The following is a 17,614-nucleotide window of genomic DNA, read 5'->3' on the forward strand; positions in this document are numbered from 1 at the left end:
GGGTTACTTGGAAGAGCGCCAAGTAACCAAGCGCTTTTATCCCCTGACGTACGGTGCCTCGCCTAGGCTCGGCATTCCCTCGCTCCGGTGTCCAACCGGGGGCATCGCCTCCGGTTTGCTGCGCTGCACCTCCTCTCGATGTGTGCGGCTTCGCCGCACGGCGCTGCGCGCCTGCCCCCCGGATGAACACCTCCGCTCGGCCTTCCGACGGGGCAGAGCAAGATCAAGATCAAAAGCCAAAGCAAGATCACGGCGTTCGGCGTTTTTCAAGGTAGTCCGCCATCGCCAGCAAGCCGGCTCCTACGGTCTTGTGTCGTGTCAGACATCACCAAACCCCCGCACCCCTGTAGGAGCTGACGAGTGCAACGAGGCCGCGATCTTTGATTTTCAAAAGCAGGATCAAAAGATCGCAGCCTGCGGCAGCTCCACAAGGGATTGCGAGTTATCGCCCATTTGTAGGAGCTGACGAGTGCAACGAGTCTGCGATCTTTAGATTTTCAAAAGCAGGATCAAAAGATCGCAGCCTGCGGCAGCTCCTACAAGGGATTGCGGGTTATCGCCTATTTGTAGGAGCTGACGAGTGCAACGAGGCTGCGATCTTTTGATTTTCAAAAGCAGGATCAAAGGATCGCAGCCTGCGGCAACTCCTACAGAACCTTGCTGTTTAAGTTGGCACCCTCCAGAACTTTTTCCTGTTTATGAGTCTATTTGGATAGGCGCGAGCCAGAGGGTTCAGGTGGCCAAATGGCCACAGGTCAATCAGTCAATCAGAGGTTGTTTTCGATTATGAAATTTCCTGACCCACGGATGGTGCTTTTCGGCCTGTTCGCTTTTGCAGCAGTGGGCTCGGCATCGGCAGCACAGATGAAGACCGCAACCCCGGCTTTTGCAACTGAAGTCGCTGTCGTCCAGGCTCCGGACCAGGCAGTCGACAACCCTTGGCCAACCCTGGCCAGTATGACCGACAAGCAGACAGGGCCATTGCTTGCCCATGACGACCGATACTGGCGTGATGGCCGCTGGCACGATCGCGGAGACGATTGGCGTCGTGACGACTGGCGAAGAGAGCAGTGGCGCAAGGAACAGTGGCGTCGAGAGCAAGCCCGCCGAGATGATGAACGTCGTCGTAATTGGGACCGGCGTGATGATCGAGCCATGCGGCACGGTTACGAGGACGATCACCGCTACTATCGTCGCTAGTGCGATGCGCCGTAGCCCACCCTGAACATCACGAACTCTCGGTACACCGTGTAAGAGTGAGCCAATCCGTTGTTTAGATCGGTTGCATCAACAGTCAATGGTTGCTTTCGAGCCATCGGGTGAGCCCCGCCTCCGGTAAGGGAGGCGGGGCGAGGCGTTACTGGACCACCAGCGGGAACGTACGTACGGTTCCCAGCGATGAGCGCAGCGTGACCGTCGGGTTGGTAGCGCTAGGCACTATGGTCGTGGTGGTCGCCGACAGGCGCCAGCGACCGGTGACCGGCACTGTAGCGGTGCCCAACGTGACCGGGCCACTGGCAGTGCTGACCTGGACGGTGATGGTGTTGCCGACCACGGCCGAGGTGGTCCCTGAGATGTCCCAGGTGAAGCGGTTGTTGGAGCGAGCCCGAGCATCGGCGGAGGTCAGTACCAGGGTCTCCTGGGTGACCAGGGGAGTGACCTGCACGGCGACTGTGGCCGGTGTCGACAGTGCACCCAGCGAATCCCTCACCTGATAGGTGAAGCTGGTGTTGAAGGCACTGGTGAGCGGCTGCGGTGCGGTGTAGTTCACCACCGTGCCGTTGGTGCTCACACTGCCCTGGCCCGCCCCCGGCTGGGTCAGGATGATCACGGTCAACGGGTTGTTGCCCTCAGGGTCGGCGTCATTGGCCAAGACGTTGATGGTCGACGTTCCGCCCTGGCTGGCAGCGGTGTCGTTGTTGGCGACAGGTGCCTGGTTCGGGCTTACGTCGACGGTGACCACCGCCGGGTCCGACGCGAGGCCTTTGCTATCCCGGGCGATATAGCTGAAGGTCACGCGCAGTGCGACATTGGTTGCCGGTGGTGTGTAGGTCAGGCTGGTGGTGCCATTGAGCGCCACCGTACCCAGGGTTGCATCTGGCGGTACGAAGCTGTCGATGATCAGCGGGGTGTCCTCATCGGGATCGCTGTCATTGGCTAGCACATTAATCACAATCGGTACGCCCGAGCTGGTGCTGGCGTTATCGGCCACGGCCAGAGGCTTGCGGTTTTCGCCGGGGACGTCGGCGATGCCGCCGACGATCACCGGTTCGCTGTCCGCTCCGCCGGCAGCCGACTTCACCGTCACGCTTTCCGGTGGTTGCGCCAGATCGTTGACCACCAGGGTGCCGTTGCCTGGCAGAGGACCGTATCCCTGGGCGACGAGATCAGGATTGAGGACCTTGTCGCTGGAGCTTGCGCTGATGGTCAGGCGGTGATTGGCCGGATCGTATTGGGCGGTAGTGACTTTCACCACATCGATTGGGATGCGTGATACCGAGGTGGGTTTGTTGGCGCTGCCCAGTTCGCTGGCGGTCAACACCACCACCGATGGCGGGGCGTCCGATGTCACAAAGCGGGTGTGGAAGTAGCCGTTGTTGTCGGTCAACAGGTCCGCGCCGGAGATGCACGGTGCCGTTCCGACCAGGGGCAGGGTGGTGCGGTAGCAGACCGCCGAAGCCGCCGGGCTGATGGACTGGTTAGCGGGGTTGGTACGGTGTGAGTCAACGAACACTTCGACTTGCGAGCCGCTGCCGTCACGCTGGTAGGTGACACGCTCCACCTCCACCGGCGTCTGGGTGCGGTCGTCGTAGAGCTTGCCGGAGATGGAAAGCGCGTCGGTGCGCAGCGTGCCTGCGGGACCTGAAATCTCCAGATAGTTCTGCGGGTTGCCCTCGGCATCGAGGACCGGGCTGCCGCGTACCGCGTCAGTGATGTTCGGGTCACCGATGTATTTCTCCGGCAGGCCGGTTTCCGGGTTGTTCTCGGTAAAGTAACGGGCGATTTCCGTGCCGGCTTCGTTGGTCAGCACACCAGGCGCGGTCGCGCTGTACAGGAATGGACCGAGGGCGCCCAGCAAGGCTCCCGAATAGTTTTGCGTGGCGATGCCGACGTCGCTGGTGTCGTTGATCGCCCGCCGCCCGGTGGTGGTGACGACGTAGGTTTTAGTCCCGTAGGGATGGCGGATGGTGTACATACCCGTGGTAGGAACGGCGGCGCGGATCCGGATGCGCGCGAAGTTGTGCTGTTCGCCGTCGACGATCGCGCCCTCGCCGGCCACCGCCTCCAGCGCCGCAACGTACTGCTCGATGCCGTAGGTTCTGTCACCAACGCTGCCGTCGGCGGCGAACCAGAAGCTTTCGCCCGGCCAGTTATTGGGGAAGATGATCGGGTCGAGGGGATTGAAGCCGCCTTCTGCGGGAATGGTGCACATGAAGCCGGGGGCGGCTGCGGTGCCCGGCGCGCGCGAGCTGACTGCTTTCCCCACGCAGAGCTCGAGCTTCACATTGTTGAAGTCCTGATACCACATGGGAAATCGGCCTGTGGCGAGGGTGTAGGGCCCCGGGTCGAAACTTTGCAGGGCGGCGCTGGCACTGCCGGCCATGGCAATGGACAGGCTCAGTGTGTTGAAGATGAAACGTGGCCACTTGTTCATGAAACCTCCTGGCGCTTTATCCGAATTCGAAAGAGTCATGGGACGATGACCACTTCTTCTGTATCGCTACCGCCGTTCGCCGACACCACCCGGATGGTCGCCGGCGGTATTGTTCCGCTGGTTGGCGACAGGGTCTTGTTGGCACCGCCAATGAGTTCACCGATCAGCGCACCACTCCTGCCGGAATAGGCGGTCAGGTTTGGCGGCGTCATGCGGTCACTGGTCGAGGCGTCGATGGTCAGTCGACCGTTGCCGAGGCTGTATTCGGCGCGGGTGATGGTGACCAGATCGGTCAATGGCACGGACACGGTGGTGGGTGGAAGAATGGTAGGGATCGCCAAGTGGTTGTCGGCGGTCACTTGCAGGCTCACCGGTATCGACGACGGGCTGACGGCCGACTGACCAAACCAGCTGCCGGTCGAGTTGGCTTCTGTCATGGTCACGGCAGTGCCTGCGCTGTCGAGGAAGTTGACCGTACCGGGCGGCGGCGGGGCCATGGTAAAGACATCCTGATGCGCGACCACCGCACCGTCCACGTTGCCCCGCGAGTAGGTGGCGCGTTTGACCAGCGCAGGGGCGGGCAGATCCACGGCGCTGAGCTTGCCGGAAACGGCGAAGGTGTCGCTGCGGATATCGATGCCGTTCGGGCCCTGGATTCGCAGGTAGTTGGTATTGAACGGGCTGCCGGTGACTTGCTCCTCCAGGTTCGGGTCCCCGACAAATTTTTCCAGCTGGCTGGTTTCCGGGTTGGTCTCGGTGTAGGGGCCATTGACGCTGCGCAGGAAGGGTCCGATGTCGCCTTTGAGCGCGCCGGTATAGTCACCGGATTGGCCGATGCCGATATCGCGGGTCATGTTGATTGCATTGGTGCCGCCGGTGTCGGTGAACTCTTCCTGAGTGACGTTGAACACGTCAACGCCGTAGGGGTGGGTGACCGTGTAGACGCCGGGAGCGGGAACATCCACGCGAATGCGAATACGGGCGAAGCTCTGTTGATTGCCGTCAGCGACCTCGCCGTTGAAAGCGGCTTCGATGGCCGCGCCATAGCCCAGGTCGATGCCTGTGGCGGCGTCGGTAATGGAGCCGTCCGCGGCGAACCAGAAGGTTTCATCGGGAAAGTTGGTGGGAAAGACGATGGCCTGGGTGTCATCGAACTCGCCGGGTGCCGGGTTGAGGATGCACATGTAGGTAGGCGCGCCGGGCGCTCCTGCGACCCGGGAGCTGACCGCCTTGCTCAGGCACAGGTCCAGGGTCCGGCCGTGGGTGTCCTGGTACCAGGCGGCATAACCGGTCTTGTTCCCGCTGTCGAGTGGGTAGGCGCGATCTCCAGGAATACCCGGATCTACGGCGTAGAGTGCTGCCTGCGCCGTCCCGCCACTTATTGACGCAAGCAGGATCGAGCTTGCCAGTAAGGTCAATCTGTTATGCATGATTCAATCCTCTCGAAATGACGCTGGCTGGGTATTACAGCCCGGTCGAAGGGTGTTGAATCGGCATCAGCACCGATCGTGCCGGGTTAATCCTGACAAGTCCCATGCTCAAATCGAAATTAGTTGGTTAGTCACCGTTTTGGGTAATGAATACGGCCTTTCATGAGTTGGCACAGAAGTTGTGTCTAAATATGTCAAATGATCAAAGGGAACTGCCGGGATTAGTTACAAGTAGAAGTTCTACCTGGCGGATACGAATAGGGCTGGGGCAAGGTACCCATTGGTGGGGAAGTTTCCTCTGAAATGGGGGCGCTTTTTCTGTTCGCCCCGGTTTATCTGCGTCAGGCGAGGTTTAAGTTGATAAACGATTTGACCGAAGTACGAAACTTAGATGGTCGAATTGAATTTTCCATTACAGCCAGTGGGTTATTCAAAAAATAAAAATACTTAGTGTCAGTCCCAAAGTTGGGGATTTCGCTTCTCACAATTAAACGCGCGCGCGATGCTCGTTATTCATGAATTTAGTGTGGCGCGATAGTTGCGTAGCCAGGTCATCCACAGTTGTACCGACTTGGAGGCCTGTCCAAATGATCTGCGCGCAGCTGCACTCTCATATCGACTTAAATAACATTCGTCGCTGGCTGGGGAGGCCGCACAGATTGGCCTTGCTCGCAGGCGTATGGCTCGCCGGTGGCGAGCTGGCCGAGGCGGCGGTGCAGTGCCAGCGCACCCTGGTGGCCAATGTCGTGGCGATGGACCAGCCGTTGATGTTCAACCGGCTTGGCGCGCACAACCCCAACGGTATGATGTTTGCCCTGCGTGCCGATGTGGTTGACACCAATGGAGTGCTGATCACCCAAGGTGGTAGCGCCACACCCGGCCAAGTCACCCTGCGCCCGGACAAGCGGCCGCGCCCATTGGTGCTGCGGGTTGCAGCCGGAGATTGTCTGACGGTCAACCTGCAGAACCTTCTGGCTTTCCAGGCCAACCCCAATGGCCAGGGCAACGACCACGAGAACGCCGCCAATGGCGAGTTGCACGTCGACGCTCAAGTGGCCGACCGTCATGTGGGTTTTCAGGTCAACGGCTTGCAGGCGTTTGGCTCGATCAACGATATTTCCGCCAACAGCGGGCGTAACGACAACACCTTGCTGGCACCGGGGCAAAGCCGCACCTACACCCTCTACGCCGAACGCGAAGGCACTTTCGTCGCAACCAGCTACGGCGCCACCTTCGGCAGCGAGGGCTCTTCCGGCAACGTCGGCAACGGCCTGTTCGGCCAGGTTGTGGTGCTGCCCAAAGGTGGGCAGGCCTATCACAACACGGTCACCGAAGAAGACATGCGCCTGGCTACGCGTGGGCGAACACCGGCCGGCCAGCCGATGATCGATTACCAGGCTCGCTACCCGATGCTTGAGCCCTGGATCGCGGAAGGCAAGGCAGGCAAACCGATCCTGAACATGGTCGATGGCAGCGAGATCATTGCCAGTAATGCCGATGCACTGGTCATGGGGCCCAATGCCGATGGCAGTTTCCCACCGGCCACCTATCCATTGGAAAGCCAGGGCAAACGTAACCCCAGCCTGCCCAATCGCCTGGAGCCGTTCCGCGATTTCGCTGCGGTGTTCCATGACCAGTCGGCTGTCATCCAGGCGTTCCCAGGGTTCTGGGGCGACCTGGCGTTCGGCCAGATGCTCGATCCGACGCGCGACGCCTTCATGGTCAACTACGGTTCCGGTGGCATGGGCGCCGAGGTCATCGCCAACCGCCTGGGGGTCGGCCCCATGCATGATTGCCTGTCCTGCGCCTATGAAGAATTCTTCCTCAGCGCACACACCACCGGCGATATCGCGATGCAGGTGGACGTGCCGGCCAACACTGGCCTGGAGCAGCTCCCGCCCGGCCAGGCACCGCCGGCAGACAGTATCGGTATCAAGGCCAATATGGCGCTGTTTCCGGCCGAGCCTTCCAATGTCGCCCACAGCTACCTGGGCGATGCGGTGAAATTTCGCAATATCAGCGTGGGTTACGAACAACACGTTTTCCATCTGCACGGCCACCAGTGGTTGTTCAATCCCAATGATGACAACTCCGACTACATGGACGCCCAAGGCGTCGGCCCAGGCTCGGGCTACACCTACGAGATCGCCAATGGTGGGTCCGGCAACCGCAATCGAGTGGTTGGCGATGCGATCTATCACTGCCATTTCTACCCGCACTTCGCCCAAGGCATGTGGGCCATGTGGCGCATTCATGATGTGTTCGAGGAGGGTACTCGCCTGGCAGTGACCCAGGAGGGCAACAACGACTTTCATGCGCAGCCGTTTGCCCTGCGCAGTGGCTTGCCGGCCTCGGGCGCCCGGGCCTTGCCCGATGGCGAAATCGTCGCCGGCACACCGATTCCGGCGATCGTGCCCTTGCCGGGCAAGGCCCTGCCGCCGATGCCGGGCAAAGTGGTGGTGATCCCCAAATTGAGTGGCGAAACCCTGGTAGCCGGGCAGGAGCCGGGAGACGATAGCCAGACGCACGGCGGGCAGAAAGTTGTCGGCTCCCTGGCTCTGGTCGACCGCAGCGAAGCCAATCGCAACGCCGATGGCAGCCTGAAAAATCCCGGCTACCCGTTCTGGATCGGCGGCATCGAAAGCACCGTCGGCCAACGCCCGCCCACGCCACCTCTGGACATGCTCGATGCGCAAACGGCCACGGCCTTGAAGGGCAGCGGCAAGGCATTGTGGGCGGCGCTGGATCCGGCTCAGGCCGGTGGTTGGGATGGCGGGCTGCAACGGCATGGCCTGGATGGTTGGGCGGCTGGCGGTGAGGCGCAGGTGACCACCAGTTTGCTGGACATGAGCAAGGCCCTGGAGCGCGCCAAACCGGTGTATTTCCCGGAGGAGGGTACCGAAGTCGAACAGTCGGGCATGGCCTTCCACGCCAAGCCTTCCCATGCCAGCTTCGCCGTGTTGCCCAATGGCCAACTGCAACCTCGTAACTTCCTGACCAATGGGGCGCCGCCGGTGGCGGGTGCACCCTTTTTCGAGCCTTGCATGGACGACCGGCAAAAACGCCTGACTCGCAGCGCGGGCGCCGGCTACTTCAACAGTGGCGAGCGCCTCGACGCCCAGTCGTTCAGCGGCGCCTCGCCGTTCAGTGCCGATCACCCACGGGTCTATAAAGGCGCCAATATCCAGTTCGACGCCGTGTTCAACAAGGTCGGCTATCACTTCCCGCAAACCCGCATTCTTACCCTGTGGGAAGACGCGTGGCCGGTGATCAACAAGCAGCGCCCACCTGAGCCCCTGGTGATGCGCATGAACACCTTCGACTGCACCATGTACCAGCACACTAATCTGGTGCCATCGGTCTACGAGCTGGACGATTTCCAGGTGCGCACGCCCACCGACGTCATCGGTCAGCACATCCACTTGCCCAAGTGGGACCTGACGTCCGCCGACGGCTCGGCCAATGGCTGGAACTACGAGGATGGCGTGCTTTCACCGTCCACCGTGGTCGAGCGCATCCATGCCATTCGCCGGTTCAACGATTGTCAGGACGGCGATCCACGCGAAGGCACCGGGGATTGTCCCGTGGCCAAACAGCACCCGTACTTCGGGCAGTTCAACCGCGCTGACTGGCTGGGCGCGCGCACCACGCTGCAACGCTGGTTCGCCGACCCTGTGCTGAACGTGCACAACGTTGATCGCGGCCTGGGCAATATCTTTACCCATGACCACCTCGGCCCTTCGACCCACCAGCAAGTGGGTATGTACGCCACCGTGCTTGCCGAGCCTGCCGGTTCCAAGTGGTACCACGCCGAAACCGGCGAGCCCCTGTATAACGGCAGTGGGCGCCAGGACGGCGGCCCGACGTCCTGGCAAGCCGTGATCGAGACCGGTGATCTCAACGGCGACAACAAGAACGACAGTTTCCGTGAGTTCTTCCTGGAGTTCAGCGACTTTCAGCACGCCTATGAGGCCGGCGTCTACGTCGGTGCGGGCCCCGACGGTATTCCCAATGCGGGCGCTTTCCCGGCCACGGCCGACAGCTTCCGCTATGCCATCAACCCGCCTGCGCGCAAGACGGCCGCCAACCTGCTGGAGTCTGTCGTGGAAGTTGCAAGTGGCCAACTGCTGACGTGCCCGTCGCGGCCGTGCCCGCAAGCGATCTCGGCTTCGGACCCTGGCATCTTCGTCGTCAACTACCGCCATGAGCCATTGGGCTTGCGCATCTACGATCCGAAAAAGGTGGCGCCGGACGGCAAGCCTGGCATGCAGGCCGATGGCTTGGGCGGTGACCTGGCCTACGCCCTGCAAAGCCGCACCGACCGGGCGATCCCGGCACTCAACCTGGCCCCCAGCGCGATCAGCTCGGCGACCGGCCCCACCGGCGGGGTCACGCTATTGCCTAAACACATCAACCGGGGAGACCTGCCTGGCGATCCGTTCACACCGACGCTGCGAACCTATACCGGCGACAACGTGCGCCTGCGGGTGAATGCCGGTGGCCACGAAGAGGAGCACAACGTGACGGTGCACGGCGTGAAGTGGCTGCATTCGGGTAGCGGCTTCGGCAATAGCTCCAACACCGGCTGGAAGGCCTCGCAAATGGTGGCGATTTCCGAGCAGTTCGGCTTCATGGCGCCCGTGGCGATGATGAGCAGTGCGGCCAGCGAAACCGGCGATTACCTGTATTCCATGGATGCTTCCCTGGAGGGTTACTGGAGTGGCCTGTGGGGCATCATGCGCAACTATTCCCAGAGCCGCAGCGACCTGTTCCCGCTGCCCAACAACCCAAGGCCTGTGGCCGCACGCAACACGGTGAATTTCAATGGCGTGTGCCCGCGCATCAGCCCCAATCCCACTGGCATCGGCACCCGGCCGACGGTGCAACGTAACTATGAGGTGGTCGCGGCCCTGGCCAACGATATCCTCGCCAACCCGTTGGGCCTGACCATCGGCGACCCGGCAGGTGCCGGCCAGCATGTCGGCGGCCCGCTCAACCCGCTCGGTGGCACCCTGGTCTACAACCCAAGGCCGGTGACCGTGCCGCAGGTGACGATCTTCGACCCTGAAGATGGCGAGACCTTCACCATTGGTGGGCAGTCCGGTCCGTTGCACGATCCGACCGCCATCCTGTATGTGCGCAAGGCCGACCTGGACCCGGTCAGTGGCAAGCTCAAGCCAGGGGTGCCCGTGGAGCCGCTGGTACTGCGCGCCGCTGCTGGTGATTGCATCAACATCACCCTGGAGAACCGCCTGCCCTTGACGATGCCGGACCTGCCGAACAACGCGGTGATGCAAGGCACGGTCAAGCGTGACCGTTCCAGTGCGCAGGGCTCGACCACCTTCAACAACAACCTGATGCGGCCCTCCAGCCACATTGGCCTGCACGCCCAGTTGCTGACCTACGACGTCAGCAAGTCGGATGGCTTCAACGTCGGCAGCAACCCGGTGCAGACGGTGGCACCACGGATCGGCAATACAGGCGCATGGCCAAGCCGGACCTACCAGTATTACGCCGGGCACCTGGAGCGCGCCGGTCAGCCGGTCGCGTCACAACTGGGGCGCAACGTCGACATCATCGAGGCGACCCCCATCGAGTTCGGTGGCTTCAACCTGATGCCGGCCGACCCGATCAAGCAACCCCAAAAAGGCCTGGTGGCAGCCATGTCGGTGGCACCGGCGGGAGCCACCTGGCAGGAGGATGCCGCTTCCAGAGCGTCGGCCACGGTGCAGCCACCGGGTGCCAGCAGCTATCGCGACTTCACCATGATCTGGCAGAAGTCCCTGAACATGCGCTGGGCCAACGGCTTGCCCGTTGAGAACATGGCGTCCGAAGGGCCGGGCATACCCAACGACCCCAAAGACAACTCGGACATGGCCATCAACTACAAGAGCGAGCCGCTGTGGTACCGCTTCGCCCGGGCACCGGACGCACCGTTCGGTCAGGCGGGTGGCCATGGTTTTGGCGCGGTGCCCAACGCCCACATGGCCTACAGCAATGCCCTGGTCGGTGGCGACCCGGTGACGCCGATACTGCGGGTCAAGCCCGGGCAGCCGTTCCGCACCCATGTGCTGATGCCTTCGGGCGGCAGCCGTGGCGCGACCTTCCAGCTCGACGGCCATGTCTGGGCGTTCAACCCGTTCCAGGCTGAAAGGGTGGACATTTGGGGCTACCCGATGAAAGACGCAGGGATCGGTTCGGTGCGCTTTGGCTACAACCCCTTGGCCATGTACATCGGCGCCCAGGAAAGCGTGCTCCCGGCCGCGCATTTCAGCTTCATGTTCCCCAGCGCCGGCGGCGCCAACGCAGTACCTGGCGACTACCTGTATCGGGACTATGCGGCCTTCGGCAATCTGGGCGGCATCTGGGGGCTGCTGCGAGTCAGCGATGAGCCTGCGCCGACCACAGCGCAATGACGGGTTAACTGACGAGGAGGGCAACAGGGTCAAACGCAGGCGCCTGATGAAATGGCGATGGGAAACGGTGCTGGCACTGCTGGCCAGTGCCGTTTACCACTCAGGCGGGGAATTGGGTTATCCAGTGCCTGGCAATCTCTTCGCGCCGGCAGATCCACACCGCGTCGTGGCCTTGTACGTAATCAAGAAAGCGCGCCAGTGCCAGCGCACGACCAGGATGGCCACTAATGCGCCCATGCAGTCCGACGCTCATCATCTTCGGGTGGTGTGCGCCTTCCTGCCACAGCTGGTCGAAAGCATCCTTGAGCAGCCGGAAGAAGTCGTCACCGCAGGCAAAACCATTGGGCAGCAGATAGCGCGCATCGTTGTTGACCAGTGTGTAAGGGATCACCAGGTGGGCGGGCGAACCAGGGAGCCAATAGGGCAGATCATCGTTGTAGGCGTCCGAGCTATACAGAAATCCACCTTCCTCACGCAACAGGCGGCGGGTGTTCTGGCTGACCCTTCCGGTGTACCAGCCTACGGGGCGCTTACCGCAGAGCTGCGCGATCACGTCGAGGGTGAGGCGGATATGCTGCCGCTCCTGGTCCTCAGGCATGTCGCGATAGTCCAGCCAACGGTAGCCATGCCCGGCAATCTCATGCCCGGCAGCGCAGAGCGCATGGCCAATCGCCGGGGTAAGTTCCAGCGCCCGGCCGACGGCGAAGGCGGTCAGCGGCAAGCCTCGGGCGCTGAACAGCTCCAGGATGCGCCAAACACCTGTGCGCGATCCGTATTCGTACATGCCCTCGACGCTCAAGTCCGGTTCCCCTACACGGGGCGGCCGGCCCGGTAACTCGTGCAGCCAGGCCTCCGACTGTGCATCGCCATTGAGGATGCATGACTCCGCGCCTTCTTCGATGTTGAGTACGAACTGGACCGCGACGCGCGCCTCACTGGGCCATTGCGGGTGGGGAGGGCAGCCGCCGTATCCAATGAGGTCGCGAGTGGCCATCAGCCCAGCTCGAAAGTCGTGACGCCGAACACACGTTCGTGCGCGATCGCCGCAGGAGGGCCGAGGTACATGCGTGCGCAGCCGAACACCTCGAGCATGCCCTGTTGGCGCACGAGCGCCATCGCGGCGGGGTTATTCTCCGGGGCATCGAGAAACAGCGGGCCACCCTGGGCAAATTGCGCCAGGCGCACGTAAAGGGCATCGGCTGCAATAGCGTCATCGGCAAACAACGGGCCGATCTTGTAGCCTTCCCGGCAGCGCCTTGCTACGCCATAGCCGCAAAGCCTGCCCTCGCGCCGGCAACCTACGGCAAGTGCATCGGCTTGGGCTATCCACCCGCTCAGGAAGGTTGTACGCGGGGCGGGGAAGCAGGTGCGGTCGTAATCGACAATCTCATCGAACGCGAAGCTGGCCAACGGGACGATGTCCTGGCCGTCTACCTGCGAGGTCGTGGGACGTTCGGTGATCTCGGCACGAAAACGCATGTTGCGATGGGAGAAGACGAAGCCACCCTTGGCGTAGTAGTCCTGCATCGCGAAGACGCCGTCCATGCCGATGCTTGCGCCTGGGCGCAGGCGAGCGAGGAGTCGCTCGCGGCGTGCGTGCCAGAGGGTATTGCCCAGACCTTGACCGCGATATTCAGGCCGGACGATGAAAAAACCCATGAAACCGAATTCGCCATCGTAGGAGGTGATGGCACCGCCACCGATCAATTCGCCGCCTTGGGTTGCTGCGATGAAGGCGTCAGGGTCCGCAGCCCAGAACAGCTCGGCATCGTGAAGGCCGGGATTCCAACCCTCACGGGCAGCCCACTCGACGAGCTCGTCCAGCTCGGGACGGGTCATGTTGCGTATGACCAGCTGATTCGACACTGCGAAGTTCTCCCCAGTCGCGAATTGGGTGTGTGGTCCATCGGCACTCTGAACCCTTTCGGTATAGCTTCAACCCGAGTTTTGATCCAGGCCGTCACGTCCATCTGAAGAGCTCGAAAAGCGGCGTCTACATATCCAGCCCTCAGGACCTGCCGGTGCATCACCTCAAGCCCGTTTCTACGCTTCAAAAAATCTGAACCGCTTTTGGACGTGCTCGCCTAATGAACAGCCTGTGGAAAATTCCACAGGCGATGTGCCAATACTTGCGAACTCCGAGAGGTGGTCAACGTGGCTAAAGACGAGAAGAAAAGCAAAGGCGATTCATCAAAATCCAGCAAGGAACTGAAAGACAAAAAGGCCTCATCTACGAAGCAATCAGCTGCGGCGTCGGCTCTTTCAAAATCTTCCGAAAAGAAAGACAAGAAGAAAGATGCCGCACCAAAGAAATCCGCAAAAAAAGCTGATAGCAAGCCAGAAAAGGCCAAGAAGTCAGCGAAGGCAGAAAAGCCGACGAAAAAGAAAAAGTGACAGCAGCTAGGGCTTTACGCCCTAGCTTTTTTAACAAGTGCGTCTGCGATGTCTCCACCGAATGCGCTTTTCAAACGCCGCAGAGCCACACCCGTGGATACTGCAAAAAGCGGATCGTCAGCTACAGGTGCGAGTGGAAGGGCCATGGACATTCAATGGCAGCTATCCCGTATTCGACGAGGCGCTTCGATATCGAAACGAGGCTGACTGGACGGGTGGTTTCATCTTTTTCATGCACAGCTTCGGACACCTGAATTGCACTGATGGGCATCGCTGAATGTGATACGTCATTTTCGCCTCATTCAAAGAAAGTAAGCCCCCAAAAACAACGCAGCAGCGAGCCAAATCAACACGATGGCTACCGCAGCGACTTTATTCACAGGTGGCTCCACACGGTTTCTCTCCCACTCACTCTCTCGGAGCTGACACTCCCTGAGCACGTGTGCAGGCATCATTCGAATAGCGAGTAAAATGCCGAGCGGCAAAATGATCACGTCGTCCAGATATCCAAGCAAAGGAATGAAATCTGGAATGAGGTCGATTGGGCTCAGCGCATACGCCACGACAAAAACCGAAATTAATTTGGGTAACCAGGGTGTTTGCGGGTGCTGATAGCAAAACCAAAGAACCATGGTTTGCCGTTTAAGCTTTTTGGCCCAGCCACGTAAACGATCAAATATTCGTTTCATGTAGTAATTGCCTGCGCCTTAAAGGAAAAAGAAAGGAAAAAGGGGGCAGAGCCTGTCTAAAACGACCGCGATCGATTTTGGTTTGCGGGTCCGATCCGTAGCGTTCATCGCACCGTATTTGACCAAACGCTTAGCAGGACTAAAGTCCAATTGTTTGGAGTACGACGTAATAAAGGTTCGACCTGTTAGACGCTAATCAGCAACGGCTGTCGCCACGCAGGTTCATCAATGGTGAGGGTAGAAAAATGATCAAACATCTTCAAATAATGGCATTGATTTCTATCTTCGCGATCACTGCGGGGTGCCAAACGGATCACTCAACTTCCGCGTCTGATGCGAAGGCTGCGAACGCTCAGATGGATCAGGATGCGAAAGCGGCGTTAAAGAGTTTGTATATCAGTACGCCAGAAGCGCGTGTCCTGGCGCAGAAAGCCAAGGGCATCCTCGTTTTCCCGGATGTGCTGAAAGCGGGTCTCATCGTCGGTGCACATCATGGCGAAGGCGAATTGATCGAAAACGGCAAAGTCACGGGATACTACTCGACCACTGCAGCTTCATACGGTCTTCAGGCGGGAGCGCAGAAGTTTGGTTACGTGATGTTCTTCATGACCTATTCAGCTATGAACGATCTGAAAAATGTTAATGGATTTGAGGTCGGCGTGGGCCCAAGCATCGTGGTTGTAGATTCAGGCATGGCTAAGTCACTGACTACTTCAACGGCTCAGTCCGATGTCTATGCGTTCATTTTTGATCAGAAGGGCTTAATGGCTGGACTGGGATTGCAGGGTTCAAAAATTACCAAGCTCAATCGCTAAAGCCGTCGGTCGCTTCAGTTGGAGGCTCAAGCGACAGCAAGCAAAGCCTCCTCATTGCCGTCAAGAACATGGAGTTGGTCAAGCTACCTGCCAAGTGAGGGGGAGGGTCACTGGGGTGTCTTGGTATGGAGGTCGTACGCGCTCAGTAGATCGTCAAACCGCGAAAATATCGCATCCTCACCCAGTAGTTGCTTGATGTTGTATCGCGAGCTGGTTGCAATATCCGGCATGACGTTGACGAGCAGCATGCGTACGCCCTGAGCCTTCAGCGTGGCAGCGAGGCTGCGGATAGTTTCTGCTGCCGAGTAGTCGATATCATCGATCGCCGAACAGTCGATGCAGAACCAGCGCAATCCAGGTATTGCCTGGGCGACCAGTTGGGTGACTTCTTCAGTCAACTGACGGGTATTGGCGTAGTACATGCTGTGGGTGAAGCGGTAGATGAGCAGACCAGGCCGTGCCTGGGCGCCACTGACCAATACTTCGGGGTGCAGCTTGCCTGTCTCGGAGGGAGCCAGCAGCACGTTCTTCGGATGATAGCCTCTGCGCAGATGGTCAATGATCGACAGCACCATCGCCAGAATAATGCCCTGTTTCACTCCGACGAACACCACAGTCAAGAGGGTAATCAGGGCAACCCAAAACTCATTCCGGCGCTGCACATAGATGTTCTTCATGCCTTTGAAGTCGGTCAGCTCGATGCCGATCATAAACACGACGGCTGCCAGGACGGATTCCGGCATGTAAGCCAGGGGCGCCGTGAGGAACAGCAGCACCATCAGCACAATCAGCGCGGTCACCAACAGCGACAGTTGGCTCCGACCGCCTGCGCTATCTACCATCTGCGTCTTGGTCGGGCTGCCATTGACCACGAAAGTCCCCGACAGCGCGGCACCCACATTGGCGAGCGCCAAGCCGACCAGATCGATATCCTCACTGAAGGACTCGTTATAGCGGCTGGCGTAGGCGCGCGAGGTGGCAGCGCTTTGGGCGAGAATAACCACGAACATGGCAAAGGCTGTTGGTAGCAGCTGGCTCAGCAGGTCCAGGCTCCATTGCACTTTGGGTATCCCGATGTGCGGAAGCCCGCTAGGTACCAGGCCAAGGACCGGCATATAGGCGGCGAAGTTCAGCAACCAACTGAGCGAAATGGCTCCAACGACGGCAATCAGCGCTCCAGGAATCTTATGGGACAGTTTCCTGCTGCCGAGGATCACGACCAGCACCAGCAAGGCCACGGCAATTGCATGTCCGTTGAGCTGATTCAGCCGTTGCAACGTTGACCAGAGCTTACCCAGCACACCATGGCCCCCCTCCGGCAAGCCAAGCATTCCATCCAACTGTCCGAGTGCGACTTGAATTCCTACGCCTGTTAGAAAGCCAACGAGCACGGTGCGCGACAGGAAGTCCGCCATGAATCCAAGGCGCACCAGCCGGGCCAGGATCAGCAGGCCGGCAGCCATCAGTGCAAGCAATTCGGCAAGAGCCAAGTATTCATCCGTGCCAGTCGCAGCGAGCCCGACCAGTGCTGCCGATAAAATTGCAGCGGTCGCCGAGTCGGCGCCAACTACCAGATGTCGTGAGGAACCAAACAGGGCAAACAACACCGTCGGGATGAGCATGGTATAGAGCCCGGTAACGACGGGAGTACCGGAAATTTTCGTGTAACCCATGACCTCTGGAATCGCGAGTGCGGCCAGGGTGAGGCCAGCGACCACCTCAGCGGGAATCTGCTTCAGGTCTAACGGCAGCAAGCCTTGCAGAATGGGAAGATGGAATCTTTTGCGCTTAGTGGTTTCGGCCATTTTTCGCTCCAACACTTCATGGACTTGCTAGCAATTGCTGGCTACCGAGACCACATGCCAGCTTGGGAACTATCGAGCCACCTAAAAAATGTACCCGTCGAGATTTGCTTGACGGCGTTTTCGACCCTGTTGCGCTGTTGTTGGCAAGCGCCACGTCCCACCTGAACCGGCTCTACAGGGCCTACTGTGCCGGGATGGTCACCAGTGGGGTCTTCTCGCTGCTGTCGGTCTCTGAAAGGGTGAAAAAGAACATCACCGCCCCCAGCGCACGCTTGGCCGGCAGATTGCTGTCCTCGATCCAGTACCAGTAGTCGCGGTAGGGCACGGCGACGTAGGCGTGCTTGGGCCGTTCCTTGCTGCTATGGATGTGGATCTGCGTCGTCGGACTGTCCGCATTGCCGTCCTGGAAG

10 protein-coding genes and 1 pseudogene are annotated in these 17,614 nt (G+C 60.1%); 4 read left to right on the plus strand and 7 right to left on the minus strand.

All coding sequences use genetic code 11. The annotated features are described in order from the left end of the window. Window positions 1-786: 786 nt before the first annotated feature. Window positions 787-1,200 (plus strand): hypothetical protein, encoded by a 414-nt coding sequence (locus ACRESJ_RS26375; RefSeq protein WP_431760487.1) that lies wholly within the window; start codon window positions 787-789, stop codon window positions 1,198-1,200. 157 nt (window positions 1,201-1,357) lie between these two features. On the opposite strand, the gene ACRESJ_RS26380 is transcribed toward ACRESJ_RS26375, so the two are convergent. Together ACRESJ_RS26380 and ACRESJ_RS26385 are read right to left on the minus strand one after the other, a co-directional pair. After that, complete coding sequence (locus ACRESJ_RS26380) at window positions 1,358-3,655, minus strand: Ig-like domain-containing protein (RefSeq protein ID WP_431760488.1); 2,298 nt, start codon at window positions 3,653-3,655, stop codon at window positions 1,358-1,360. A gap of 35 nt (window positions 3,656-3,690) precedes the next feature. After that, window positions 3,691-5,085, minus strand: coding sequence for a hypothetical protein (locus ACRESJ_RS26385; RefSeq protein ID WP_431760489.1), 1,395 nt, complete (start codon window positions 5,083-5,085; stop codon window positions 3,691-3,693). A 587-nt stretch (window positions 5,086-5,672) separates the two neighbouring features. Between ACRESJ_RS26385 and mnxG the strand changes: the two genes are divergently transcribed. Beyond that, window positions 5,673-11,501, plus strand: coding sequence for a manganese-oxidizing multicopper oxidase MnxG (mnxG, locus tag ACRESJ_RS26390; RefSeq protein ID WP_431760490.1), 5,829 nt, complete (start codon window positions 5,673-5,675; stop codon window positions 11,499-11,501). A gap of 100 nt (window positions 11,502-11,601) precedes the next feature. On the opposite strand, the gene ACRESJ_RS26395 is transcribed toward mnxG, so the two are convergent. Both ACRESJ_RS26395 and ACRESJ_RS26400 read right to left on the minus strand, forming a co-directional pair. Beyond that, window positions 11,602-12,495 carry a polysaccharide deacetylase family protein gene (locus tag ACRESJ_RS26395; RefSeq protein ID WP_431760491.1) on the minus strand — a complete coding sequence of 298 codons (894 nt, stop codon included), beginning with the start codon at window positions 12,493-12,495 and terminating at the stop codon, window positions 11,602-11,604. Then, window positions 12,495-13,367: a GNAT family N-acetyltransferase gene (locus ACRESJ_RS26400; RefSeq protein WP_431760492.1), complete on the minus strand. Its 873-nt coding sequence runs from the start codon at window positions 13,365-13,367 to the stop codon at window positions 12,495-12,497. Before ACRESJ_RS26400 ends, ACRESJ_RS26395 begins: the two co-directional genes overlap by 1 nt. A 279-nt stretch (window positions 13,368-13,646) precedes the next feature. Between ACRESJ_RS26400 and ACRESJ_RS26405 the strand changes: the two genes are divergently transcribed. Then, the gene (locus tag ACRESJ_RS26405) at window positions 13,647-13,895 is read left to right on the plus strand and encodes a hypothetical protein (RefSeq protein ID WP_431760493.1); all 249 of its coding nucleotides are present in this window, start codon (window positions 13,647-13,649) and stop codon (window positions 13,893-13,895) included. Window positions 13,896-14,197: 302 nt separating this feature from the next. Here the strand turns inward: ACRESJ_RS26405 and ACRESJ_RS26410 are convergent, their stop codons facing one another. Then, the gene (locus ACRESJ_RS26410; protein WP_431760494.1) at window positions 14,198-14,584 is read right to left on the minus strand and encodes a YkvA family protein; all 387 of its coding nucleotides are present in this window, start codon (window positions 14,582-14,584) and stop codon (window positions 14,198-14,200) included. A 245-nt stretch (window positions 14,585-14,829) separates the two neighbouring features. Here ACRESJ_RS26410 and ACRESJ_RS26415 point away from each other — a divergent pair, with 245 nt between their 5' ends. After that, window positions 14,830-15,399 carry a YSC84-related protein gene (locus ACRESJ_RS26415; protein ID WP_431760495.1) on the plus strand — a complete coding sequence of 190 codons (570 nt, stop codon included), beginning with the start codon at window positions 14,830-14,832 and terminating at the stop codon, window positions 15,397-15,399. Window positions 15,400-15,506: 107 nt separating this feature from the next. Here the strand turns inward: ACRESJ_RS26415 and ACRESJ_RS26420 are convergent, their stop codons facing one another. Both ACRESJ_RS26420 and ACRESJ_RS26425 read right to left on the minus strand, forming a co-directional pair. Continuing rightward, window positions 15,507-17,204: a SulP family inorganic anion transporter gene (locus ACRESJ_RS26420; protein ID WP_431760496.1), complete on the minus strand. Its 1,698-nt coding sequence runs from the start codon at window positions 17,202-17,204 to the stop codon at window positions 15,507-15,509. Between the two features lie 181 nt (window positions 17,205-17,385). Beyond that, window positions 17,386-17,614: pseudogene (locus ACRESJ_RS26425) on the minus strand (hypothetical protein); the annotation flags it as partial.

Source organism: Pseudomonas sp. (assembly GCF_050739655.1).
Classification (GTDB): Bacteria; Pseudomonadota; Gammaproteobacteria; order Pseudomonadales; family Pseudomonadaceae; genus Aquipseudomonas.